We start from the raw sequence: 23,811 nt of genomic DNA, 5'->3' as shown, positions 1-23,811 counted from the left end.
TGCATCCGTCGGACGACGCGTGACGATCAGCCCGCACCCGCCGTCCGGGTAGGGTGGTCCCACCCGCGCCGCCGCCGTCTCCTGGCCGCCGCGGGTTCGGCGCGGGAGGTGCACACCGTGGGAGCTGGTCCCGTCTCCGCCGCGTACCCCGTTCCCGACGACGCGTCGGGTCCGGCGGGCGTGTCACGTCCGGGATCCGGGGGCCTGCCCGACTCGGGGGACCGCCACCTCGTCGTCCTCGTCGACGCCCCGAGCGTGCTCGAGCGCCGGCTGATCGACCGCTGGCTGACCGCGAACCGGCCCGACAACGGCCGCTCCGTGGAGACCGTCCCCGCCGAGGGCGGTGACCTCGCGGCGCGCCTCACCCGCGGCGACAACCCGCTGCTCGTCCCGGTGCGCCTGGTGTGGGAGCCGGGCAGCGAGGCCGTGCCCTCCAAGCCGCTGCTGCGCGTCCTCGACGCCGTGACCCGCCGTTCCAAGCTGCGCGACCGGGCCCGCGCCGCCCGCGCCCAGCAGGAGCGCGCCGACCGGCCGCGGCACCGCGTGGTGGTCGGCCGGCCCGCGACCGTGCGCGAGCTGCTGGTGCGGCACCGTCGCGAGCGGATGTCCACCGAGACCGAGGACTTCGTCCGCTTCGTCACCCAGCAGGCGAACCTGGCCCTCGACCGGGCCGAGCGCAGCGTGCTGGGCAACCGGTCGAAGGTGCCGCGGGAGGTCGCCGATCAGATCGTCGGCGGCGCCCACTTCGCCCGCGAGGTCCGGCGCCTGGCCGCCGAGACCGGTGAGCCGGAGGCGCAGGTCGCCGCCGAGGCCGAGCAGCACCTGCAGGGACTCGTCGCGGCGATGGACCCGACCGCGGTCGACATGTTCTCCGGCGTGCTGCGCCCGATGCACGAGCGCGCGTGGGAGGTCCACGCCGACACCAGCGGGCTCGAGCCGCTGCGCGCGCTCAACGCCGAGCACGCCCTGGTCTTCCTGCCCTCGCACCGCTCCTACACCGACCCGTTCGTCCTGGCCGAGGTGCTGCGCGAGAACGACTTCCCGCGCAACCACGTGCTGGGCGGGAACAACCTGCGGATCTGGGGCCTGGAGTCGCTGGCCCGGCGCAGCGGGATCATCTTCATCCGCCGCAGCTTCGGCAAGGACTCGGTCTACAAGGCGATGGTCCGCGAGTACTTCTCGTGGCTCGCGGCGAAACGGTTCAACCTCGAGTGGTACATGGAGGGCGGCCGCACCCGCACGGGCAAGCTGCGCCCGCCGAAGTACGGCCTGCTCTCCGACGTCGCGCACGCCGTGGAGACCCGCCGGGCCTCGGACGTGTTCCTGGTGCCCGTGTCCATCACGCACGACCAGCTCCAGGAAGTGCACCAGATGGCCGTCGAGCAGTCGGGCGGCACGAAGACGCCCGAGGGGCTGCGCTGGCTGATGGGCTACGCCCGGGCGCAGCGCCGACGCGTCGGGTCGTTGCACGTGGCCTTCGGCGAGCCGCTCTCGCTGCGCCAGGCGCTGTCGGCCTCGGGCGACCCGGCGCTGGAGCGCCACCCCGACGAGCTCGACGCCGACTCGGGGGACTCCCCCGCCCGCCGCCTCGCGCTGCAGAAGACCGCGTTCGAGGTCTTCGTCCGGATCAACCGCGTCACGCCCGTCACGCCGATCGCCCTGGCCGCGCTGGCGCTGCTCGGGGTCCGCGACCGGGCCCTGACGCTCTCCCAGGTGCGTCGCGTGGTCGAGCCGGTGCTCGACTACGTCGAGGCCCGCAAGCTGCCGCACACCGGGATCGAGTCGCTCCGCACGAACGGCGGCGTCGCCGAGGCGCTGCTCGCGCTGCGCCAGGAGAAGGTGGTCACCGCCTACACCGAGGGCACCGAGCCGGTGTTCACGATCGAGCCCGGCCACCACATCGTCGCCGCCTTCTACCGCAACTCGGCGATCCACCACTTCGTCAACCGGGCGATCGTCGAGCTCGCCGTGCTCGAGGTCGACGACGCCGATGACGGCCGGGAGGCGCTGGCCGCGGGCTTCACGCACGCGCTCGCCCTGCGCGACCTGCTCAAGTACGAGTTCTTCTTCCCCGACAAGGAGACCTTCCGCGCCGAGCTGGCCGACGAACTGACGCTCATCGACCCGGACTGGACCGAGGTCGGCCGCCCCGTCGCGCGGACGAAGGAGATCCTGCTCGCGAGCAAGTTCCTCTGCGCGCACCGGGTGCTGCGCTCCTTCGTCGACGCGCAGTGGCTGCTCGCGCAGCGCCTCGCAGCGTGGGACGTGGCCACCCCCGTCGTCGACGACGAGCTCTTCGACGACTGCCTCGCGGTCGGCCGCCAGCTGCTCCTGCAGGGCCGGCTGCACGGCCCGGAGGCGTTGTCGCGCGAGCTGTTCGCTTCGGCGTTGCGCCTGGCGGGGAACCGGGGACTCGTGACGCTGCCCGACGGGCCGGCCCCCGAGGTTCTCGCGCGCCTCGCGACCCGCCGTCAGGAGTTCGCCGACGAGATCCGCGCCGTGGTCGGCCGGGTCGTCCGCATCGACGAGACCGATGCCCGCAACCGACAGGAGAGCACCGGTGTCAGGCCCTAGCGTGTCGAGACCCAGCCCCGAGTCCCTGCTCGCCGACGTCCGCGACGCCCCCGAGGGCCCGACCGTCGGCGCGTTCTTCGACTTCGATGGCACCGTCATCGCGGGCTACTCGGTGGTCGCGTTCATGCGTCACCACGTCACCCACCTCGACATCGACGTGCCGACGACCGTCCGCACCCTCGCGGCGGCCGGCAGCCAGTCCCTGGAGACCGAGGAGGACTTCACGAAGTTCCTCGGGATCACCCTGCGCAGCTGGGCCGGCCGCACGCCCGAGGAGCTGGAGAAGCTGGGGCGCCAGCTGTTCCGCGACGAGATCGGGCCGTCGGTGTACCCCGAGGCGTGGCGCCTGGTGCGCGCCCACCTCGAGCGCGGGCACACCGTGGTGCTGGCGTCGTCGGCGACCCGCTTCCAGGTCGGGCCGGCCGCGGACGCCCTCGGCGTCGACCACACCATCTACACGGCCCTGGAGGTCGGCGAGGACGGCCGGATCACCGGTCGGCCCGACGGTCGCAGCCCCTACGGCGAGGGCAAGGCCGCCGCCGTGAAGGAGTTCGCCGCCGCCCACCAGGTCGATCTCGACCAGAGCTTCGCCTACTCCAACGGCAACGAGGACGTGCCCTTCCTCGCGACCGTCGGGCGCCCGACCGCGGTCAACCCGTCGGCCGGGCTGCGCCGGGCCGCCGCCGAGCGCGGCTGGCCGACGATCGACTTCCCCGGCCGGCCCTGGGCGGGCCCGGTCGAGGTCGCCCGCACCGTCGGCACCTACGCCGGGATGATGGGCGGGTTCGTGACGGGCCTCGGGCTGGGGCTGCTCGGCGGGTCGCGCCGGGCGGGGCTCAACCTGGGCATCGGGCTCGGCGGCGACCTGTCGCTGCTCGCCTCGGGCGTCACCCTCGACGTCGTCGGCGGGCACCACATCTGGGAGAACCAGCCCGCGGTCTTCCTCTTCAACCACCAGAGCCAGCTCGACGTGCTCGTGCTCGGCGGCCTGCTGCGCGGCAACTTCGCGCCGGTGGCGAAGATGGAGCTGGCGAACAACCCGCTCTTCGGCCCGCTCATGCGGCTGCTGGAGACGGCGTTCATCGACCGGGCCGACAACGCCCAGGCCCGCAAGGCCCTCGAACCCGCCGTCGAGCGTCTCCGCTCGGGCGTCTCGGTGGTCATCGCGCCCGAGGGCACGCGGTCGGCGACGCCGAGCCCGGGCACCTTCAAGAAGGGCGCCTTCCACCTGGCGATGCAAGCAGGGGTGCCGGTGGTCCCGCTGGTGTTCCGCAACACCGGCGAGCTCATGAGCCGCAACGCCATGCTCATCCACCCGGGCACGGTGCAGGTGGCGGTCCTGCCCCCGATCGACGTGTCGTCGTGGGACCCCTCGGACCTCGACGAGAAGGTCGAGGGCGTGCGTCAGCAGTACCTGGACACCCTGGCGAACTGGCCCGGCGAGGAGTGAGCCCCGTACGTCAGCGGTGGCACACGGCTGACGTCGGGTGTCAGCAGGGCGCCCCGTTCACCGGCCGACGAACCGCGGCGCCCGCTTCTCCTCGCGGGCCCGTCGCCCCTCGGCGAGGTCCTCACTGGCCCAGCAGGCGCTGAACCCGGCGGCGACGGCGTCGAGGGTGGCGGCGTCGGCCGGGTCCTCGAGCAGCCGGTTCACGGCGAGCTTGTTGTACGCGAGCGTGAGCGGCGCCAGCGCGGCGACCTCGGCCGCCCAGGCCAGGGCGGCCGCACGCGGGTCCTCGGCGGTGCGGTCGACGAGGCCGGCGGCCGCCGTGACGTCGAGGCGCTCGCAGGTCAGCAGCATCCGGCGCGCCGGGCCCCCGCCGGCCAGCAGGGCGAGCCGGCGGACGGTCCACGGGTCGACGGCGAGCCCGAGGGCCGCCGTCGGGAGCCCGAAGACCGCCTGCTCGGAGCACACCCGCAGGTCGGCCGCGATCGCGAGCTGCGTGCCCGCCCCGATCGCCGGTCCCTGCACCGCCGCGATCACCGGCACCTCGACCTCGACCAGCCGCTGCAGCATCGCGTAGAGCGCGTCGAGGAACCCGGCGTCGCCCACGGTGTGGAGGTCGGCCCCGGAGCAGAACGCGGTGCCCTCGCCGGTCAGCACAACCGCCCGGGTGCCGCCCGCGACGGCCTCGTCCAGCGCGGCGTGCAGGTCACGGCAGTGACCCGTGTCCAGGGCGTTGCGCCGCTCCGGGCGGACGATCCGCAGCTCGGTCACGGCGTCGTGGACGTGCGTCTCGATCACGGGGCCATCGTGTCAGCCCCCGACCCGTGACAGGAAAGCGTCGTTGCTGTCACCCGACGACAGCAACGACGCTTTCCTGCCACCACGGGGGACGCCCGGCGTCAGGAACCGGACACGACCGCCGCGTAGGCCGCCGCCAGCTTCTCCGTCGCCGACGGACCGTCCGGGGGCGGGGCGCCGAGGTGGACCGTCCGCAGCTCGGCCATGAACTCCGCCCACAGCACCGGGCCGCCCGCCTCGAGCAGTTCGGCGCGGACCCGCAGCGGCTCGGACGTCTCCCGGTGCCGCAGGCCCCACGAGCCGAGTGCCGCGTACACCGGCACCAGCTGGATCGCGGCCTCGGTGAGGCTGTACGTGGCCCGGCGGCCGCGCCCCGGGTCGTCCCGCGTGAGCAGCCCGCCCTCGACCAGCCGCTTCAGCCGGTCGGCGAGGATGTTCGACGCGATCCCCTCCTGCGAGCCCGCGAGCAGCTCCCGGAAGTGCCGTCGCCCGCCGAACGTGATGTCGCGGAGCACGAGCAGGCTCCACCGGTCGCCGAAGGCCTCCACCGCCTGGTTGATGGGGCAGCCGGATCGCGTCTCCATAGTGCTTGCACTTTACCACCGCCTGCCGCTAGAACTGGTTGCATGTTGCCACCGGTTGAGTCCCTGGGTCCCGACGACGGCTGGCCCGTGCTGCTGATCGGGGGCGCGACCTGGTCGCGCGACTGGTGGGACGAGATCGCCACGGGTCCGCTCGTCGCGGCCGGCGCCCGGGTGCTGCGCTACGACCACCGCGACACCGGCGAGGCCGAGCACTGGCCGCCCGGCGCGCCCGGGTACACCGGGGCCGACCTCACGGCGGACGCGCTCGCGGTGCTCGACCACCTGGGGATCGGGGCGGCCCACCTGGTCGGGCTGTCGATGGGCGGCGGGATCGCGCAGGAGCTCGCCCTGCACCACCCCGACCGCGTCACCGGCCTGACGCTGATCGCGACCACTCCGATCGACCCGCGCGTCACCGGTATCCCGGGGCCCGACCCGTCGCTCGCGCCCGGCCCGGAGCTCCACGACCCGGTGGAGTCGATCGTCGAGGCCGAGCGCCCGTGCGCCGGTCCCGGCCGGTTCGAGGAGGCGCGGGTCCGGGCCATCGCGGAACGGGTCGTCGCCCGCACGCACGACCTGGCGTGCGCGACCAACCACTTCCTGGTCGCCGGGGACGCGGCCGGGCCCGCCGACCTCGCCGCCCTCGCGGGCCTGCCGGTCACCGTGGTGCACGGCAGCGCCGACCCGGTCTTCCCGCTCCCCCACGGCCGCGCCCTCGCCGATGCGGTTCCGGGCGCGGAGCTCGTCGTCGTCGAGGGCATGGGCCACCAGCTCCCGCCGGAGCGGGACTGGGGACCTGTCGTCGGGACGGTCCTCAGCCGAGCGTGGCGATGATCCGCGGGCGCATCTCGCTCGCGGAGATGACCGCGTCCACCGACCCGACCTCGACCGCGCGGTGGATGCTGTGTACCCGGTCGAACTCAGCGGCGACCTCGCCGAGCTTCTCGGCGCGCACCGCGGTGCGGACCTCGCGCAGCCGCGCGGCGATCGGGACCCGCTCGACCTCGTCGGCCGAGCGGGCCGCCTCGGAGAGCTCGGCGACCCGCGGGTCGGCCTCGGTGCGCTTGTCGACCTCCGCGGCGAAGACCACCGCCGCCGCCGGGGCACCCCCGATGACCGAGGCGAACGAGCCCTCCACGGCCAGCACCGTCATCCGCGGGTTCAGCGCCTTCGAGAAGACCACGAACGCCCCGCCGTGGTACCGCGAGATCACGCAGAACACGATCGGGCCGTCGAAGTTGACCACCGCGCGGCCGATCTCGGCGCCGTACTCCAGCTGGATGTTGCGCATCGAGTCCGGGGAGCCGTCGAAGCCGGAGAGGTTGGCGAGGACGACGACGGGCCGGTTCCCGCTGGCGGCGTTGATGGCCCGGGCGGCCTTCTTCGAGGACTTCGGGAACAGCGTGCCCGCCGTGTAGGTGTCCGGGCCGTCGGTCGGCGGGAAGCCGCGGCGGGGCACGGCGCGCGACTCGATGCCCAGCAGGCAGACCGGATGGCCACCGAGGTGGGCGTCGAAGACCACCGCCGTGTCCGCGTCGGCCATGCCCGCCCAGCGCTCGAGCGTCGGGTGGTCGGCGTCGGCCAGCGCCCGCATCACGGTGCGGATGTCGAACGCCTTCTTGCGGTCCGGGTTCGTGGCCGACGAGAAGATCTCGCCGATCGTGGTGAAGGTCGAGTCCGGCGAGTCGTGCGGTGCCGTGGTGATGTCGCGGTCGACCGGGTCGGTGGTCGGCAGGCGCCGCGGCCCGGCCTCCCCGGGGACCACGTAGGTGTGCTCGTGGTGGGCCAGCACGATGTCGCGGGCGCTGCCGAGGTCGGGTGCCCAGTACTGGGCCTGCCCGTTCGGGCCCATGACGCGGTCGTAACCGCCGATGCCGAAGTTGTCCTCGGCCGACACCCCGCCGGAGAAGTCGAGGGACTGCTTGCCGGTGAGCACCATCGCCGACTCCGGCGTCATCACCAGGATGCCCTTGGTGTGCATGAGCATCGTGGCCTCGGCGTTCCAGTACGGCTGGGCGCCGACGTTGATGCCCGCGACCACGATGTCGATCTCACCGCCGGACTGGGTGAACTCGATGATGCGCTTGAGCGCCCGCGCCACCCAGTCCATGTTCTCGGTGCCCGACGCCATCGCGATCCGCGCGCCGGCCGACAGCGCGTACCACTCCACGGGCACGCGCATCGTCTCGGCGAGGTCGAGCGCGGCGATGATCCGCGAGCACTCCGGCTCGGAGACCGCGCCCAGGGCCTTCGTCGGGTCGCCGGCGAGGACCACCCGCGTGACGCCCTCGGGATAGGCGTCGGTCGGGGTGGTGACGACGGCGGCGACGATGCCCGCGCTGTTGCCGCCCGGGGCGCGGTGGACGGGCACGAGCCGACCGGTGTCGTCGAGGTCGTGCTCGACGTACGAGCCGTTCTCGCCCGCCACGACGGTGAGCACCTCGTAGGGGTGGACCGTGCCGCGACGGCGGGCGCGCATCACCTTCTGGCCGTAGTCGTCCATCGGGGCGAGCCGCTCGGTGGGGGGCGGGCCCACCGAGTACTGCACCCCGGCCCCGGGCTGGGCGTAGAAGCGGCCGGTGATCGGATACACGCCCTCGGGCGTCGCGATCCGGCCGGACGCGAGGACCTCGTCGATCCCGGCCCCCGACGTGATCGGCGCGATGCTCGCGCGGACCGCCGTCACCTGCTCCAGCTCGGCCTCGATCGGCGGCCAGATGTGGATCCAGACGTGGTTCATGTCCAGCGGCACCGACCGCGAGGACCGGGCCGCCCGCGCGCGGCGGATGCCCTCGACACAGTCGGCGATCGCCCGCTCGACCTGCGGCAGCGAGGAGACCCGGCCGTCGCCGTCCCGCACGACGGCGAGCTCGCGCACCTGGGTGAGCGCGACGAGGCGCTGGTCGGCGGGGTTGTCCTTCGCGATCGCGTGGTAGAGCAGCACGTCGTCGGGGGCGTCGACGCGGGTGATGTCGAAGTCCCGCAGCCGCCACAGGTCGAGTCGGCGCCCGACCATCGGGTGCACCCCGCGGACCAGGTCGTCCTCGACGAGGCCGCCGTCCTCGGACGGTCGCATCGTGAAGTAGCCGACCGGGCGTCCGGGGGTGCAGACCGCGACGGCGACCCGCCGGACCTCGTGCGCGAACGCCGTCGCGCCCAGCCGCTCGCGCAGGGCCGCGCAGCAGGCCTCGGGGTCGTCCGGCGCGTCGGGCCAGGCGAGGTAGAGGTCGACGACGGCCGCCTGGCCGGGGCCGTGCGCCGCGACGCGCTCGGCCAGGGCCGTGGCGAGGGCGCCGTCGGGCGTCAGCTCGTCGACCGTCCCCACCGTCGACACCAGCCGCGTCGGGCGGGCGTCGAGCACGTAGTCCGCCTCGATGCCCGGCCGGTCGGCCACGGTGGGGGTGCGCAGGTCGTCCAGCTCGTAGCCGCGGTAGTGCCGGCGGGTGAGGACGTCGAGCAGCGGCTCCCGCACCGGGACGCCGGCCAGGAGCCGGTCGGCCAGCAACCCGACGACCCGCTCCGGGGTGGCGGCGAGCGCCTCGATCCGCTCCGCGCGGTCGGGGGCGTCGGGGTGCTCGTCGAGGTAGGCGAGCTCGGCGGCGACCCCCTCGAGGGCCGCGGCCCGCTCGCGGGCGACCGCGGGCTCGTCGAACCAGCGGTAGCGCACGCTGCGGGCGAGGTCGCCGACCGCGGGGAAGCGGCGCTGCATGGCACGGACCAGCCGGTCGAGCAGCTCGCGGACGCCGACGGCGCGGTCGTCGTCGATCGCGGGCTCGACCAGCCAGCGCTGCAGGATCGCGGAGACGATCGCGAGGTCGGGGGCGGAGCGGCCCTGGGCGAGGAAGACCCGGAAGACCACGCGCTCGAGCTCGGGGGTGCGGGCGAGGTCGTCGATGCCGTAGTGCGCCAGCACGCTGCGCAGCTTGGCCGTGAACATCTCGGGCAGCGCCCCGCGCTCGACGTCGAGGCTCTGCAGGTAGGTGTGGAAGTACTCGCGCGGGCTGTGCACCCGCATCTCCGCGCGGGCCTCCTCGTCGGCCGGACGGTTGCGCGAGAGCTCGGCGAAGTCCGCGAAGATCGCGAGCAGGTCGATCTCCGCGTCGCGGACGTCCTGTCCGGCGGCGGCCCGCGCGTCGCGGTCGGCCAGGTAGCGGGCGAGGGCGGCCTCGGTCCCCCAGCCGCCCTCCTCGTCGTCCGAGCCCGACCCGACGTCGTAGCCGAGGAGCACCGCGACCAGGTCGTCGAGGGCGCTGCCGGCGTCGTCGCCCGCGTCGGGCAGGTCGAGCTCGGCGGCGCCCGGGTCGGGCTGCGCGGCGGCCTCGTCGGGGTCCTCGAGCGGCTCGAGGCGGGCCAGCGGCGTCCCGGTCTCCACCTGGCTGCCCGTCGAGACGTGCAGCTCGCGCACCACCCCGGCGAAGGGCGCGTGGAGCTGGGTCTCCATCTTCATCGACTCGAGCACGAGCACCGGGGCGCCGGCCGCGACCTCGTCGCCGACCGCCACCGGGGTCGCGACGACGAGGGCCGGCGCGGGGGACCGCACGACGCCGCCCTCGTCGCGGCTGACGCGGTGGGCGATCCCGTCGACCTCGACGAAGTGCACCGGCCCGTGGGTCGCCGAGAGCACGCGGTGCCCGTGGCCGCCGACCACCACCCGGCGGTGGTGGTCGTCGAGCAGGTGCACGGTCACGTGCACGACGCGGTCGGGGACGCCCTCGCCGACGACGATCACCCGGAACCGCCGGGCGGCGATCCGCGACACCTCGAGACGGTGGCTGCGGCCGCGCAGGGTCAGGTCGAACGGGCGGGCGGACCGGTGACCGACCTGCGGACGGCCGCCGCGCGCCGTCTCGAGCAGCCGCGCGACGTCGACGAGCTCCTCGCTCTCGTAGGCCTCGATCGCGGCGCTGACCAGCGCGATCCCGGAGTGCCGGTCCTCGACGAGGCCGCCCTCGGCGCGGACCCGGTCGATCCACCCCGTGTCGGCCGACCCGTCGATCACCTCGGGGCGGTCGAGCAGGTCGAGCACGAAGCTCTTGTTCGTCACGCCGCCCTCGACCACCACCGCGGTCTCGGTGACGGCCCGCCGCAACCGGGCGAGCGCCTCGTCGCGGGTGCGGCCGGAGGCGATGATCTTCGCGATCATCGAGTCGAAGTCCGGCGGGATGACGTCGCCGCGGCTGACGCCGGTGTCGACCCGGATGCCCGGCCCGCTGGGCAGCTCCAGCAGCTCGATGCGGCCCGGGGACGGGGTGAAGTCGCGGTCCGGGTCCTCGGCGTTGAGCCGCGCCTCGACGGCGTGCCCCACCTCGGACGGCTTGGGGCCGGTGAGCCGCCCGCCGCTCGCGACGTGGATCTGCAGCCGGACGAGGTCGGTGCCCGTGGTGACCTCGGTGATCGGGTGCTCGACCTGCAGCCGGGTGTTCACCTCGAGGAAGGAGAACGTCTTGTCGCCCGGGTGGTAGAGGAACTCGACGGTGCCCGCGCCGCAGTAGCCGACGCGCTGCGCGAGCCGCTCCGCCGAGACCTTCAGCTCGTCGGTCTGCTCGCCGGTCAGCAGCGGCGAGGCGGACTCCTCGATGATCTTCTGGTTACGACGCTGCACCGAGCAGTCGCGCACGCCGAGGGCCCAGGCGGTGCCGTGGGAGTCGGCGATGACCTGCACCTCGACGTGCCGGGCACCCGTGACCAGCCGCTCGAGGAAGACGACGTCGCTGCCGAAGGCCCGGCGGGCCTCGTCGCGCGTGTTCTGGAACGCGGCGCGCAGCTCGTCCGCACCGCGGATCGTCCGGATGCCCCGGCCGCCTCCGCCCGCCGCGGCCTTGAGCATCAGCGGGTAGCCGATCGCGTCCGCCGCCTCCAGCGCCGCGTCGAGCGAGTCGACCGCCCCGCCGCTCCACGGCGCGACGGGCACGCCCGACTCCTCCGCGAGCAGCTTCGCGCCGATCTTGTCCCCGAGCCGGCGCATCGCGTCGGCGCTCGGGCCGATGAAGGTGACGCCGTCCTGGGCGCACCGCTGGGCGAACCCGGGGTCCTCGGCGACGAAGCCCCACCCGACCCACACCGCGTCGGCCTCCGTCGCGCGCAGGGCGTCGGCCAGCCGGTCGTGGTCGAGGTAGGGCCGGTCGGCCGCGGCGCCGAGGGGATACACCTCGTCGGCCTCGCGGACGAACATCGCCGCCGGCTCCGCGTCCGTGGCCAGGGCGATCGTGCGGATCGGTTCCTCGTCGGTGCCGCGGCGCTCGGCGTTGATGTCGCGGACCGCGTGGATGAGCCGGACCGCCGCCTCACCGCGGTTGACGATCGCGAGCCGCCGCACGGCCCGCGGTGCGAGGCGGTCGTCGGACGCCGAGGGGTCGACCCTCCCCGAGACAGCGAGGGGCGGCGTGGTGCCTTCGTCGGACGCCATGGCGTGAAACTTGCCGTCTCCGGGGCGTACTCGCCAGTCCGTCGGCTGCGGAACTGCGCACACGGACCCGGCGGTACGCGCTACCCCGGGTCCGGTGTGCCCGCCCCGTCCCGGAGGAGGGGCATGATCGGGGCGTGGAGACCCGACGCGATCCCGCCGTGGACGTCCCCGAGGCCCTGTTCGCCGACCCGGAGGCCGAGGCGCGCTGGCGCGGCCGCTTCACGGCGGCCCGCATCTCGGTGCCGGACTGGGCCCGCGACGCCCCGGGGCGCAGCGTCTACTCCTCCAACGCCAGCGGCACCTGGGAGGTCTACGCCTGGGACCGTGCCACCGACTCCCACCGGCGGGTCACCGACCGGCCGAACGGCACGCGGGGCGCCACCGTGTCGACCGACGGCGACTGGATCTGGTGGTTCGACGACACCGACGGCGACGAGTTCGGCACCTGGGTGCGCGAGCCGTTCGCACCCGACGTCGCGAAGGCGGTCCCCGCGGTCGAGGGCGCGGAGCGCGGCTACCCCGCGGGGCTCGACCTCGGGACCACGACGACGGCGATCGGCTGGTCGACCGACGACGGGTCGACGCTCGCGGTCCGGGTCGGGGACGCCGACCTGCGCACGATCTACTCCCACACCGAGGACGCCGGGATCGGCGCGCTCTCGCGGGACGAGACGCTGCTCGCGATCTCGCACTCCGAGCACGGCGACTCCCGCCACCCCGCGATCCGGGTGCTGCGCGTCGCGGACGGCTCGGCGGTGGCCGACCTGTACGACGGCGAGGGCCTGGGCCTGGAGCCGGTGGAGTTCGCGCCCGTCGCGGGCGACCCGCGGCTGCTGGTCCAGCACGAGCGGCGTGGCCGGGACGAGCTGCTGATCTGGGACCCCGTCGCGGGCACCGAGACCGAGCTCGACATCGACCTGCCCGGCGACGTCTCGGCGGGCTTCTACCCCGACGCGTCCGCGCTGATCGTCGCCCACACCCGCGCGGGCCGGACGACGCTGCACCGCTACGACCTGGAGACCGGCGCCCTCGCCGACCTGCCCACGGCGCGGGGATCGGTCGGCGGCGCGGACGTGCGCCCGGACGGCTCGGTGGAGTACGGCTGGTCGTCGGCGGAACAGCCCTCGAGCGTCCGGGTGCTGCGACCGGACGGCACCGACGAGGTGCTGCTGACGCCGCCGGGCGAGCGGCCCGCGCCGTCGGTGGTGCTCGAGGACGCGTGGGTGCCGGGTCCCGGCGGGGACGTGCACGCGCTGTACTCGCGCCCGGCCGGCAGCAGCGGCCCGGTGCCCACGCTGTTCATGATCCACGGCGGGCCGCAGGCCGCCGACGAGGACCGCTACTCCGCGGTGCGCGCGGTGTGGCTGGACGCGGGCTTCGCCGTCGTCCACGTCAACTACCGCGGCTCCTCGGGCTACGGCTCGGCGTGGCGGGACGCCATCGAGGGGCGACCGGGGACCACCGAGCTCGAGGACATCGCGGCCGTGCAGGCGTGGGCGGTGGAGTCCGGCCTCGCCGACCCCGCGGCGTGCGTGCTCGAGGGCTGGTCCTGGGGCGGCTACCTGACGCTGCTCGGGCTGGGCGTGCAGCCGGAGCGGTGGGCGGTCGGCGCCGCGGGCGTCCCGGTGGCCGACTACGTCGCGGCGTACGAGGACGAGATGGAGCCGCTGCGGGCGTTCGACCGGTCGCTGTTCGGCGGGTCGCCCACCGACGTGCCGGAGCGGTACCGCACGGCGTCGCCGCTGACCTACGTCGACGCGGTGACCGCCCCGGTGCTCGTGCTCGCGGGCGAGAACGACCCGCGCTGCCCGATCCGGCAGATCGACAACTACCTCGACGCCCTGGCCGAGCGCGGCACGCCCTACGCCATGGTCCGCTACGACGCCGGGCACGGGTCGCTCGTGGTGTCCGAGACGCTGAACCACACGGCGGCGGAGATCGCCTTCGTCCGCCGGGCGCTCGGCATGTCGGTCCCCGTCCAGGGGTAGATCCCGGCCGTGACTCTCGCGGAGAAGCTGCGCAGCGGGGCGCGGACGATCGGCTACTGGGTGCTGTCGGACAACCCGCAGGCGGTGGAGCGGATCGCGGGCGTCGGCTACGACTACGTCTGCTTCGACGCCCAGCACGGCCTGCTCGACTACCGCGCCCTGCTCGACGGCCTGACCGCGCTCGACGCCCGCGGCTGCGCCGGGCTGGTCCGGGTGCAGGACAACCAGCAGTTCTGGATCGGGCAGGCCCTCGACGCGGGCGCGGCGGGTGTGGTGATCCCGATGGTGAACTCCGCCGACGACGCCCGCGCCGCGGTGGCCGCGTGCCGCTACCCGCCGACGGGCCGGCGCTCCCTGGGCCCGGTGCGCGCGGAGCTGCGCTTCCCCTCCCGGCCCGCCGAGGCCGACGCGGCCGTGCTCTGCCTGCCGATGATCGAGACGGCGGAGGGGCTCGAGGCGGTCGAGGAGATCGCGGCGGTCCCGGGCGTCGACGGTCTCTACATCGGCCCCTCCGACCTGCGGCTCGGACTCGGGGGTGCGGCGCCGGACGACCCGGCCTACGACGACGTCTTCGCGCAGGCGCTCGAGCGGGTCCGCGCCGCGGCCGCGTCGGCCGGGATCATCGCCGGCATCCACACCCCGAGCGGTGCGGTCGCGTCCCGGCGCTTCGCCGAGGGCTTCACGTGGTGCAGCGTGGCGAGCGACCTGACGCACCTCGAGGAGGCGGCGCGCAGCCACCTGGGCGACGCGCAGGGCTGATCAGGCCACGACCCGGCGGAGGGCCTCCACCGCGGCGTCGAGGTGCCACGGGAGGTCGTGCTCACCGGGGTCCGCGACCCAGGCGGTGAAGGCGAGCCGGAAGGCGGCGATCCCGGCGTCGGCGGCCAGCGCCGCCTCGCCGTCGGGAACCCCGCGCCGGCGCAGCACCTCCGCGATGGCGGTGCTGACCCGGGTGAGCTTGATCAGCTCGCGTTCCTGCAGGTCGGGGTGGGCGTCGATGACCGCCTGGCGGGCCCGCGAGGAGGGCCGTCGTTCGTCGTCGAGCCACCGGCCGGTCGCCGCGATCCCGGCGACGACGGCCGCGAGCGCGTCCATCTCGACCGGTGTCGCCGCGAGCGCCTCGAGGATCACCGCGTGGAACTGCTCCTGGCCGGCGAAGAGCACCTCACGCTTGTCGGTGAAGTGCCGGAAGAAGGTGCGCTCGGTCAGCCCGGCGCGCTCGGCGATCTCCGCGACGGTGACCCGGTCGTAGCCGCGCTCGGCGATGAGCTCCATCGCCGCGTGCTGCAGGCGTCCCTGCGCGCCCGGCTGCCATCGACCCATGCGTGCCATCCTAAGGATGTCAGACTCTGACATCGAGGTGTAGCGTGCATGTCAGTCGCTGACATCAGCGATCTCGTTCCTCTCGGAGGTCTCGTCATGCACGTGTTCGTCACCGGAGCGTCGGGCTGGATCGGCTCCGCCGTCGTGCCGGAGCTGCTCGCGGCCGGCCACACCGTCTCCGGGCTCGCCCGCTCCGACGCCTCCGCGGCGGCGGTCGAGGCGGCCGGCGCCGTCGCCGTGCGCGGGGACGTCACCGACCTCGACGTCCTGCGCGCGGCCGCGGCCGACGCCGACGCCGTCGTCCACCTCGCCTTCCGCCACGACATCGCCTTCACGGGCGGCTTCGCCGACGCCGTCGGCTCGGACATCGCCGCGATCACCGCCCTCGGCGAGGGCCTTCCTGACGGCGGGGCGCTCACCATCGCCGGCGGCATCCTCGGTCTGGCCTCGGGCGAGCCCGCGACCGAACGGGACGCACCGTCCCCCGACTCGATGGCAGCGGGTCGCCAGGCCTCGACCGACGCCGTCCTGGCCCTGGCGCCGCGGCTGCGCACCTCGGTCGTGCGACTCTCCCCGACCGTCCACGGCGACGGGGACGCGGGCTTCGTCCCGACCCTCATCGACATCGCCCGTCGGCAGGGCGTGTCCGGCTACCCGGGCGACGGCTCGTCCCGGTGGACCGCGGTGGCCCGTGAGGACGCGGCGCGCCTGTTCCGGCTGGCGATCGAGGTCGCCCCGGCAGGGTCGGTGCTCCACGGCGTCGCCGACGAGGGCATCCCGGTGCGCGAGATCGCCGGGACGATCGGCCGCCACCTCGACGTGCCGGTGGAGTCGGTCCCGGACGACCGGCTCGGCGACCACTTCGGCTTCCTCGCCGGCTTCCTGGGTCTCGACAGCCCGGCGACGAGCGCGATCACCCGTGAGGTGACGGGCTGGACGCCGACCGGTCCCGGCCTGCTCGAGGACCTCGACAAGGGGCACTACTTCGACCCGGCGAAGGGCTCGAAGTACTGATCCGGCACCGGTTCGAGCGAAGGGCCCCCTCGGTCGGGTAGACGGGCGAGGGGCGCCCTTCGCCAGGACGACCCCGGACGAACGAAGGGCCCCTCCGGTCGAACAGATCGACCGGAGGGGCCCTTCGCTGCGCGGGGTGAGGCTCAGCCGGCCTGCTTGGCCTGCCACATCCAGTGGGCCTCCTCGAGCTTGGCCGTCTGCCCGATCAGCAGGTCCTCGGTGACCGGGTCCGGCTCCGAGGTCGCGGCGATGCGGGCGCGGTGGCGCTCGATGAGCACGGCGAGGATCTCCACGATCTTCGCGGTGACGTCCTCGACGGAGTGCCAGCCCTCGTCGAAGGTCGGCAGCCCGCTCTCCTTGCCCACCGTCTCGGCGCGCCCGTCGGGCGACACGCCCAGCGCGGCGGCGCGCTCGGCGACCTCGTCGGTCTGCGTGCGGGCGAGGTCGACGAGCTCGTCGAGGTGGAGGTGGGCGTCCCGGAAGGTGCGGCCGAGGACGTTCCAGTGGGCCTGCTTGCCGATCAGCGACAGGTCGGTGAGGTCGGCGACGGCCTCCTGCAGCACCCGGCCGACGACGTCCTGCGCCTCGGCGGGCAGCGGGCTCGTGATGGGCGCGGTGGTCATGGTGTGTCTCCTCCCAGCGGCCGGCTCCCGGCCGCTCACGGTCGTTCCAACCAGGGGGTCGCCCGTTTCCTGCCCGGGCATGCCGAGATGCGCCCCACGATGGGTGAGGCGGCCCTCGATCCGGCCGCGCCCGAGCGATCTCGGTCCGTACCGGTGTCGACCGCGCACGCGGGGGTAAACGGGTTCGGGTCCCCGTGACGGCCGCGCGCCGACCTGCCGGACGCCGCGCCCCCGCCGACGAGGCGGAGCGCGGTGGTCGGGTGCCGCACCGGGGTCCGCCGAACGTCCTCCAGCAAAGGGGCCCTGCGACATGACCGACTACGCCGAGTACTCCGACGTCCTCGAGGGAGCGTGTCCCTTCGGGGGCAACAAGATCGGCGGGGCGTACACGGCCTCGCCCACGCTCGCGGAGTGGTACCCCGACCGCCTCCGCGTGGAGCAGCTCCACCGCAACGGGCCGGCCGCCAACCCGCTGTCGGACGACGACTACTCCGCGGCCTTCGCGACGATCGACCTCGCCGAGCTCAAGGCCGACATCCGGCACTTCATGACGACGTCGGTCCCGTGGTGGCCCTCGGACTACGGCAACTACGGCCCGCAGATGATCCGGATGGCGTGGCACTCCGCGGGCACCTACCGCATCGCCGACGGGCGCGGCGGCGCCGGGCAGGCGATGCAGCGGTTCGCGCCGATCTCGAGCTGGTGGGACAACGGCAACGTCGACAAGTCGCGCCGCCTGCTGTGGCCGATCAAGAAGAAGTACGGCGCCGCGCTGTCCTGGGCCGACCTCATCATCCTCACCGGCAACGTCGCGCTGGAGGTCATGGGCTTCCCGACGACGGGTTTCGGCGGCGGGCGCCGCGACGCCTGGGAGGCCGACGACTCGACCTACTGGGGTCCCGAGTACATCGACATGACCAAGGCCGCGTCGTACGACGACATGGTGATCCGCGGCGACCGGTGGACCGCTCGCCCCGGCGAGGAGGGCTACGAGCTGGAGCAGCCCCTCGCCGCGTCGCACCAGTCCTTGATCTACGTCAACCCGGAGGGCCCGGAGGGCAACGGCGACCCCGCCGCCTCCGCGCGCGACATCCGCATCACCTTCGGGCGGATGGCGATGAACGACGAGGAGACCGTCGCCCTCATCGCCGGCGGCCACGCCTTCGGCAAGAGCCACGGGCAGGTCAGCCCCGACCGGATCGGCGCGCCGCCGGAGATCGCGCCCATGGAGCAGATGGGCCTCGGCTGGCACAACCCCGAGGGGACCGGCAACGCCGAGTACACGATGACCAACGGCATCGAGGGCTCCTGGACCCAGGACCCGACGGCCTGGGACAACTCGTACCTGGAGAACCTCTTCGGGTACGAGTGGGAGCAGACGCAGAGCCCGGCGGGCGCCCTGCAGTGGACCCCCGTCGACCCGGCGGCGCCGAAGACGCCCGACGCCCACCGACCCGGCGTCGAGCACCCGCTGATGATGATGACCAGCGACATCGCGCTCAAGGTCGACCCCGTCTACCGCGAGATCTGCGAACGCTTCCTCGCCGACTTCGACTACTTCACCCAGGAGTTCTCGAAGGCTTGGTACAAGCTGACGCACCGCGACATGGGGCCGAAGTCGCGCTACCTCGGGCCCGAGGTCGCCGCGGAGGACTTCATCTGGCAGGACCCGCTGCCGGCGCACGACGGCGCCCCGGTCGACGAGGCGGAGGTGGGCCGTCTCAAGGACGTCCTGCGTGACTGCGGCCTGTCGGTCTCCGACCTCGCCTACACCGCGTTCTCCTCGGCCGTGACCTACCGCGACACCGACAAGCGCGGCGGCGCGAACGGCGCCCGGATCGCGCTGGCCCCGCAGAAGGACTGGGCCGTCAACGCCCGCACCGTCCCCGTCGTCGCGAAGCTCCGGGAGATCGTCGCGGCCGAGAACGGTCGCGTGAGCCTCGCCGACCTGATCGTGCTCGGCGGCTGCGTCGCGGTCGAGCAGGCGGCGGCCGCGGCGGGCGTCGAGGTCACCGTGCCCTTCACGCCGGGCCGGGTCGACGCGCGCCAGGAGGACACCGACGTCACGCAGTTCAACTGGCTGGCCCCGGTGATCGACGGCTTCCGCAACTACCAGCTGGAGTCCTACTCCCACCTCGCCCACATCGCCCCCGAGGAGATGTTCCTCGACAAGGCGGCGCAGCTGAACCTGTCCGCTCCGGAGTGGGTCGCGCTGACCGGGGGCCTGCGGGTGCTGGGCTGCAACCACGACGGCTCGGGTACCGGGGTGTTCACCAACCGGGTCGGCGTGCTCTCCGCGGACTTCTTCGACGTGGTGACGAGCACGGACTACGTGGCCGCCAAGGACGACGAGGCGGGCACGTCGTTCACCCTGTCCGACCGCGAGAGCGGTCGGCCGGTCTTCCAGGCCACCCGCAACGATCTGGTCTTCGGGTCCAACGCCCAGCTGCGCGGCATCGCGGAGGTGTACGCGTCGGCCGACGGCCAGGAGCGTTTCGTGCGCGACTTCGTCGCGGCCTGGGACAAGGTGATGATGTCCGACCGGTACGACGTGCTGGTCGGCTGACGAAGCCCGTGACGTGAGCGAAGGGCCCCTCCGGTCGCACAGATCGACCGGAGGGGCCCTTCGCGCGTGACGGGAGCCGGGTCAGCTCTGCGCGAGCTGGCGCGTCTCCTGCCCGAGGAGCTCACGGGTGGCCTGCTCGACGCGGTCACCCATGCCCTGGTCGATCGAGCGCCAGTAGTCGAACGCCCGCTCGAGCACGTCCTCCCCGACCCCGCCCGCGAGGTGGCCGGAGACGTTGGTGACGAAGCGGTCGCGCGCGTCGTCGTCCCAGACCTCCATCATCAGCGCCCGGGCCTGGCCCTCGTCGGAGTCCTCCGGGTGCTGCACGTACGCGGCCCGCTGGATCTCGCCGTCGGCGTACCACGTCGGCGGCTGGTTCACGTGGCCCTGCGGGACCTGCGGGCTGCCCTTCGAGTTCGGCACGTAGACCGGGTCGACCGAGTTCACCACGCGCATGGCCCCGGCGTGGGTCTGCGTGTTCGTCGGGTTCTTCGGCGCGTTGACCGGGATCTGCTTGTAGTTGACCCCGAGCCGGGCGCGGTGCGCGTCGGCGTAGGAGAACCCGCGGGCCAGGAGCATCCGGTCGGGCGAGAGGCCCAGCCCGGGCGGCTGGTTGTTCGGCTCGAACGCGACCTGCTCGATCTCGGTGTGGAAGTCGACCGGGTTGCGGTTCAGCGTGAGCCGCCCGACCTCCTGCAGCGGGTAGTCGCCGTGCGGCCAGACCTTGGTGAGGTCGAACGGGTTGAAGCGGTAGGTCTTGGCGTCCTCGAAGGGCATGATCTGCACCTTCAGCGTCCAGGACGGGAAGTCCCCGCCCGCGATCGCGTCGAACAGGTCGCGGCGGTGGTAGTCGTTGTCGATCCCGCACATCTCGTCGGCGCGGTCCTGCGTCATCGTCTGGACACCCTGGTCCGAGATGAAGTGGTACTTGACCCAGAACTCCTCGCCGGCGGCGTTGATCCACATGTAGGTGTGGCTCGAGTAGCCGTTCATGTGGCGCCACGTCTCGGGGACCCCGCGGTCGCCCATCAGCCAGGTCACCTGGTGCTTCGACTCCGGCGAGAGCGTCCAGAAGTCCCACTGCATGTCGTGGTCGCGCAGGCCGTTGTCGGCACGGCGCTTCTGCGAGCGGATGAAGTTCTGGAACTTCATCGGGTCACGGACGAAGAACACCGGGGTGTTGTTGCCGACCATGTCCCAGTTGCCCTCGCGGGTGTACAGCTTCAGCGACCACCCGCGCGGGTCGCGCCAGGTGTCGGGGCTGCCCCGCTCGCCCGCGACGGTGGAGAACCGGATGATCCCCTCGGTCACCTCGCCGGGCTGGAACACCGCGGCCTTGGTGAACGCGGAGACGTCCTGGGTCACCTCGAACGTGCCGAACGCGCCGGACCCCTTCGCGTGGGGCTGGCGCTCCGGGATGCGCTCCCGGTTGAAGTTCGCCATCTGCTCGATCAGGTAGTGGTCCTGGAGCAGGATCGGGCCGCCCGGCCCGACCGTCATGGAGAATTCCTGGCTCTGCACCGGGATGCCGGCGTCGTCGGTGGCGACGTCCGTGGTGAGGTCGTTGCTGTTGCCGGTCACGGTCACCTCGTGTGCTTGGCAATGGTGGAAGTCCGTAGCTACCCACTGCCCCGCCGGGACGACACGTGACCCTCGTCGTCAGGGACGCACGAGCTCCTCGGCGATCTCGTAGGTGTTGAGCGCCGCGCCCTTGCGCAGGTTGTCCCCGCACACGAAGAAGTCCAGCGTGTTCGGGAAGTCGAGCGCCTGCCGGATGCGGCCCACGTACGTGGGGTCCTCGCCGACGACGTCGGCCGGGGTCGGGAACCGGCCCTCGCGCGGCTCGTCGACCACGACGATCGAGGGCTGCGCGGCGAACACCTGACGCGCGGTCTCGACCTCGACCGGCGAGGCGAACGTGGCGTGCACCGCGAGGGCGTGGGTGGTCACGACGGGGACGCGCACGCAGGTGGCCGAGACCTTGAGGTCGTCGATCCCGAGGATCTTGCGGGACTCGTTGCGGACCTTGAGCTCCTCGGAGCTCCACCCGCCGTCGCGGTACGAGCCCGCCCACGGCACGACGTTGAGCGCGAGCGGCGCCGGGAACGGCGACTCCGCCGGCAACCCGGCGGCCGACAGCGCCTCGCGCACGTCGCCGGCGCGGTGGCCGACGCCCTTGCCCGCCACCGCGGACACCTCGGCCTGCAGCCGGTCGATGCCCTCCTGGCCCGCGCCGGACGCGGCCTGGTAGCTCGCGACGACGAGCTCGGTGAGCGTGAAGGCGCGGTGCAGGGCCCCGATCGCCGCCATCATCGACAGCGTCGTGCAGTTCGGGTTGGAGACGATGCCCTTGGGCCGGGTGTGCGCGGCGGCGGCGTTGACCTCGGGGACGACCAGCGGCACGTCGGGGTCCATGCGGAACGCGCCGGAGTTGTCGACGGCGATCGCGCCGCGGGCGGCGGCGACCGGCGCCCAGGCCGCGCTGACCTCGTCGGGGACGTCGAACATCGCGATGTCGACGCCGTCGAAGGCCTCCTCCGACAGCGCGATCACCTCGATCTCCTGCCCGCGGACGGTGAGCCGCTTCCCGGCCGAGCGGGGGGACGCGATGAGCCGGATCTCCGACCACGGCACGGACTCCCGCGCGTCGATGATGTCGATCATGACGGAGCCGACCGCACCGGTGGCGCCGACGATGGCGAGGGTGGTCACTGCGGGGGCTCCTTTACCGACCGGTGCCGGCGTGGACGACGGCCTCGGTGTCGCCGCCGAGGTCGAAGGCCTCGTGCAGGGCGCGCACGGCGTCGTCGAGCTGGGTGTCGCGGATGAGGGCGGAAATACGGATCTCCGAGGTGTTCATCATCTCGATGTTCACGCCGGCCTCCGCGAGCGACTCGCAGAAGGTCGCGGTGACGCCCGGGTGGCTGCGCATGCCGGCGCCCACGAGCGTCACCTTGCCGACGTGCTCGTCGTAGATGACCTCCTCGTGCCCGACCTCGGCCTGCACCGCGGAGAGCGCCTCGACCGCGCGGGGCCCGTCCTTGACCGGGAGCGTGAACGTCACGTCGGTCTTGCCCGTCTTCAGGTGCGAGATGTTCTGCAGCACCATGTCGATGTTGATGTCGACGTCGGCGACCGCCCGGAAGATGCGGGCGGCGAAGCCGGGCTGGTCGGGCACGCCGACGACGGTCACCTTGGCCTCGGACCGGTCGTGCGCGACCCCGGTGAGGACGGCCTGTTCCACGCTGAGCTCCTCGATGGACCCGACGATCGTCGTGCCGGGCTGGTCGGTGTAGGAGGACCGCACCCGCAGCGGCACGCCCTCCCGGCGCGCGTACTCCACCGCGCGCAGGTGCAGCACCTTCGCCCCGCACGCGGCCATCTCGAGCATCTCCTCGTAGGTGATGGTCTCGAGCAGCTTCGCGTTCGGGACGATGCGCGGGTCGGCGGAGTAGACGCCGTCCACGTCGGTGTAGATCTCGCAGACGTCGGCCTGCATCGCGGCGGCCATGGCGACGGCGGTGGTGTCCGAGCCGCCCCGGCCGAGCGTGGTGATCTCCTTGGAGTCCGCGCTCACGCCCTGGAAGCCCGCCACCAGCGCGACGCCGTCCTCGGCCAGCGCCGAGAAGATGCGGCCCGGCGTCACCTCGACGATGCGGGCGTCGCCGTGCTTGCCCGTGGTAATCATCCCGGCCTGGGAGCCGGTGAAGCTCCGCGCGCGGCCGCCGAGCGCGTTGATCGCCATGGCGAGCAGCGCGTTCGAGATGCGTTCGCCCGACGTCAGGAGCATGTCCAGCTCGCGGGGCGGCGGCGCCGGGTGCACGGCGAGGGCGAGATCGGTCAGCTCGTCGGTGGTGTCGCCCATCGCGGACGCGACCACCACCACGTCGTTGCCGTCCTTGCGGGTCCGCATGATCCGTTCCGCGACGCGCTTGATGCGCTCCGCGGACTGGACGGACGACCCGCCGTACTTCTGGACGACGAGCGCCACGGCGACGACCTCCGGCTCCTCGGGTTGACGTTGGCGGCGTCCACCCTAGCCGAGCCGACCTGGCCCGACCTGAGCCTTAGCTCACGGGGCCAGGGCGTTGAGGATGCGCGCGACGACGGCGCCGATGATCAGCCAGACGACGGCGGCGAGGCCGTAGTTGAGGATCACCTTGAGCGACTCGCTCGCCGGCACGAACAGGTCGCCGATGCCGAGCGTGAGGTTGTTCGCGGCGTCGGCGAAGAACGTGAAGATCCCGTTGCTCTGGTTGGCCGAGGCGACGAACAGCACGATGTAGACGACCAGGATGGCGGCGAAGATCGTGCACAGGATCTTGACGACCGACGCCACGAGGGTCATGGACTTGCTGGCGAGCGCCCGCAGGTCCGCGGAGGTGTTGGCCTTGCGCTGCGAGCCCGTGTCGGCGTCCTGCGTCATGGCGCAGATGATGGCACGGGTCACTACCGACTGGTAAGCCGAAGCGGTACCGCGCATCCGGT

16 protein-coding genes are annotated in these 23,811 nt (G+C 73.3%); 7 read left to right on the top strand and 9 right to left on the bottom strand.

The genetic code is table 11. The features are described from left to right. Positions 1-117 precede the first annotated feature (117 nt). The gene (locus QSK00_RS12520; RefSeq protein WP_285591039.1) at positions 118-2,574 is read left to right on the top strand and encodes a glycerol-3-phosphate 1-O-acyltransferase; all 2,457 of its coding nucleotides are present in this window, start codon (positions 118-120) and stop codon (positions 2,572-2,574) included. A 1-nt stretch (position 2,575) separates the two neighbouring features. After that, positions 2,576-4,024, top strand: coding sequence for an HAD-IB family hydrolase (locus tag QSK00_RS12515; protein ID WP_285591037.1), 1,449 nt, complete (start codon positions 2,576-2,578; stop codon positions 4,022-4,024). A 57-nt stretch (positions 4,025-4,081) separates the two neighbouring features. Here the strand turns inward: QSK00_RS12515 and QSK00_RS12510 are convergent, their stop codons facing one another. Further along, positions 4,082-4,819, bottom strand: coding sequence for an enoyl-CoA hydratase (locus QSK00_RS12510; protein WP_285591036.1), 738 nt, complete (start codon positions 4,817-4,819; stop codon positions 4,082-4,084). A 101-nt stretch (positions 4,820-4,920) separates the two neighbouring features. Next, positions 4,921-5,403 (bottom strand): winged helix-turn-helix transcriptional regulator, encoded by a 483-nt coding sequence (locus QSK00_RS12505; protein ID WP_285591034.1) that lies wholly within the window; start codon positions 5,401-5,403, stop codon positions 4,921-4,923. A 42-nt stretch (positions 5,404-5,445) separates the two neighbouring features. On the opposite strand from QSK00_RS12505, the gene QSK00_RS12500 reads away from it, so the two are divergent. After that, positions 5,446-6,237, top strand: coding sequence for an alpha/beta hydrolase (locus QSK00_RS12500; protein WP_285591032.1), 792 nt, complete (start codon positions 5,446-5,448; stop codon positions 6,235-6,237). Here QSK00_RS12500 and QSK00_RS12495 read toward each other — a convergent pair. Continuing rightward, a complete protein-coding gene (locus tag QSK00_RS12495) occupies positions 6,218-11,809 on the bottom strand; it encodes an ATP-binding protein (RefSeq protein WP_285591030.1) in 5,592 nt (1,863 codons plus the stop codon). The two genes, QSK00_RS12500 and QSK00_RS12495, sit on opposite strands and share 20 nt — an antisense overlap. 134 nt (positions 11,810-11,943) lie before the next feature. Here QSK00_RS12495 and QSK00_RS12490 point away from each other — a divergent pair, with 134 nt between their 5' ends. Further along, entirely contained in the window at positions 11,944-13,797 is a 1,854-nt protein-coding gene (locus tag QSK00_RS12490) for a prolyl oligopeptidase family serine peptidase (RefSeq protein ID WP_285591028.1), read from the top strand. 9 nt (positions 13,798-13,806) lie between these two features. Further along, positions 13,807-14,556, top strand: coding sequence for an HpcH/HpaI aldolase family protein (locus tag QSK00_RS12485; RefSeq protein WP_285591026.1), 750 nt, complete (start codon positions 13,807-13,809; stop codon positions 14,554-14,556). Here the strand turns inward: QSK00_RS12485 and QSK00_RS12480 are convergent, their stop codons facing one another. Next, complete coding sequence (locus QSK00_RS12480) at positions 14,557-15,120, bottom strand: TetR/AcrR family transcriptional regulator (protein ID WP_285591024.1); 564 nt, start codon at positions 15,118-15,120, stop codon at positions 14,557-14,559. Between the two features lie 96 nt (positions 15,121-15,216). Here QSK00_RS12480 and QSK00_RS12475 point away from each other — a divergent pair, with 96 nt between their 5' ends. Continuing rightward, positions 15,217-16,134 (top strand): SDR family oxidoreductase, encoded by a 918-nt coding sequence (locus tag QSK00_RS12475; protein WP_285591022.1) that lies wholly within the window; start codon positions 15,217-15,219, stop codon positions 16,132-16,134. Positions 16,135-16,277: 143 nt separating this feature from the next. Here QSK00_RS12475 and QSK00_RS12470 read toward each other — a convergent pair whose 3' ends face one another. After that, on the bottom strand, positions 16,278-16,757 hold the full coding sequence (locus QSK00_RS12470) for a Dps family protein (RefSeq protein WP_285591020.1): 480 nt from the start codon (positions 16,755-16,757) through the stop codon (positions 16,278-16,280). A gap of 310 nt (positions 16,758-17,067) precedes the next feature. Here QSK00_RS12470 and katG point away from each other — a divergent pair, with 310 nt between their 5' ends. Next, positions 17,068-19,323 carry a catalase/peroxidase HPI gene (gene katG / locus QSK00_RS12465; RefSeq protein WP_285591019.1) on the top strand — a complete coding sequence of 752 codons (2,256 nt, stop codon included), beginning with the start codon at positions 17,068-17,070 and terminating at the stop codon, positions 19,321-19,323. An 81-nt stretch (positions 19,324-19,404) separates the two neighbouring features. Here katG and QSK00_RS12460 read toward each other — a convergent pair whose 3' ends face one another. The 4 genes from QSK00_RS12460 to QSK00_RS12445 all read right to left on the bottom strand — a co-directional run bounded on the left by QSK00_RS12460 (position 19,405) and on the right by QSK00_RS12445 (position 23,749). Continuing rightward, complete coding sequence (locus QSK00_RS12460; RefSeq protein ID WP_285591018.1) at positions 19,405-20,904, bottom strand: catalase; 1,500 nt, start codon at positions 20,902-20,904, stop codon at positions 19,405-19,407. A gap of 78 nt (positions 20,905-20,982) precedes the next feature. After that, positions 20,983-22,035, bottom strand: a complete 1,053-nt coding sequence (locus QSK00_RS12455) for an aspartate-semialdehyde dehydrogenase (protein WP_285591017.1) — start codon at positions 22,033-22,035, stop codon at positions 20,983-20,985. Between the two features lie 13 nt (positions 22,036-22,048). Beyond that, entirely contained in the window at positions 22,049-23,314 is a 1,266-nt protein-coding gene (locus QSK00_RS12450; RefSeq protein WP_285591016.1) for an aspartate kinase, read from the bottom strand. A gap of 81 nt (positions 23,315-23,395) precedes the next feature. Next, complete coding sequence (locus QSK00_RS12445; protein ID WP_285591015.1) at positions 23,396-23,749, bottom strand: hypothetical protein; 354 nt, start codon at positions 23,747-23,749, stop codon at positions 23,396-23,398. Between the last annotated feature and the right edge of the window lie 62 nt (positions 23,750-23,811).

Origin of the sequence: Actinomycetospora sp. NBRC 106378, assembly GCF_030269685.1 — a bacterium.
Lineage (GTDB): Bacteria > Actinomycetota > Actinomycetes > Mycobacteriales > Pseudonocardiaceae > Actinomycetospora.
This window is presented reverse-complemented; position numbering and strand designations above follow the sequence as displayed.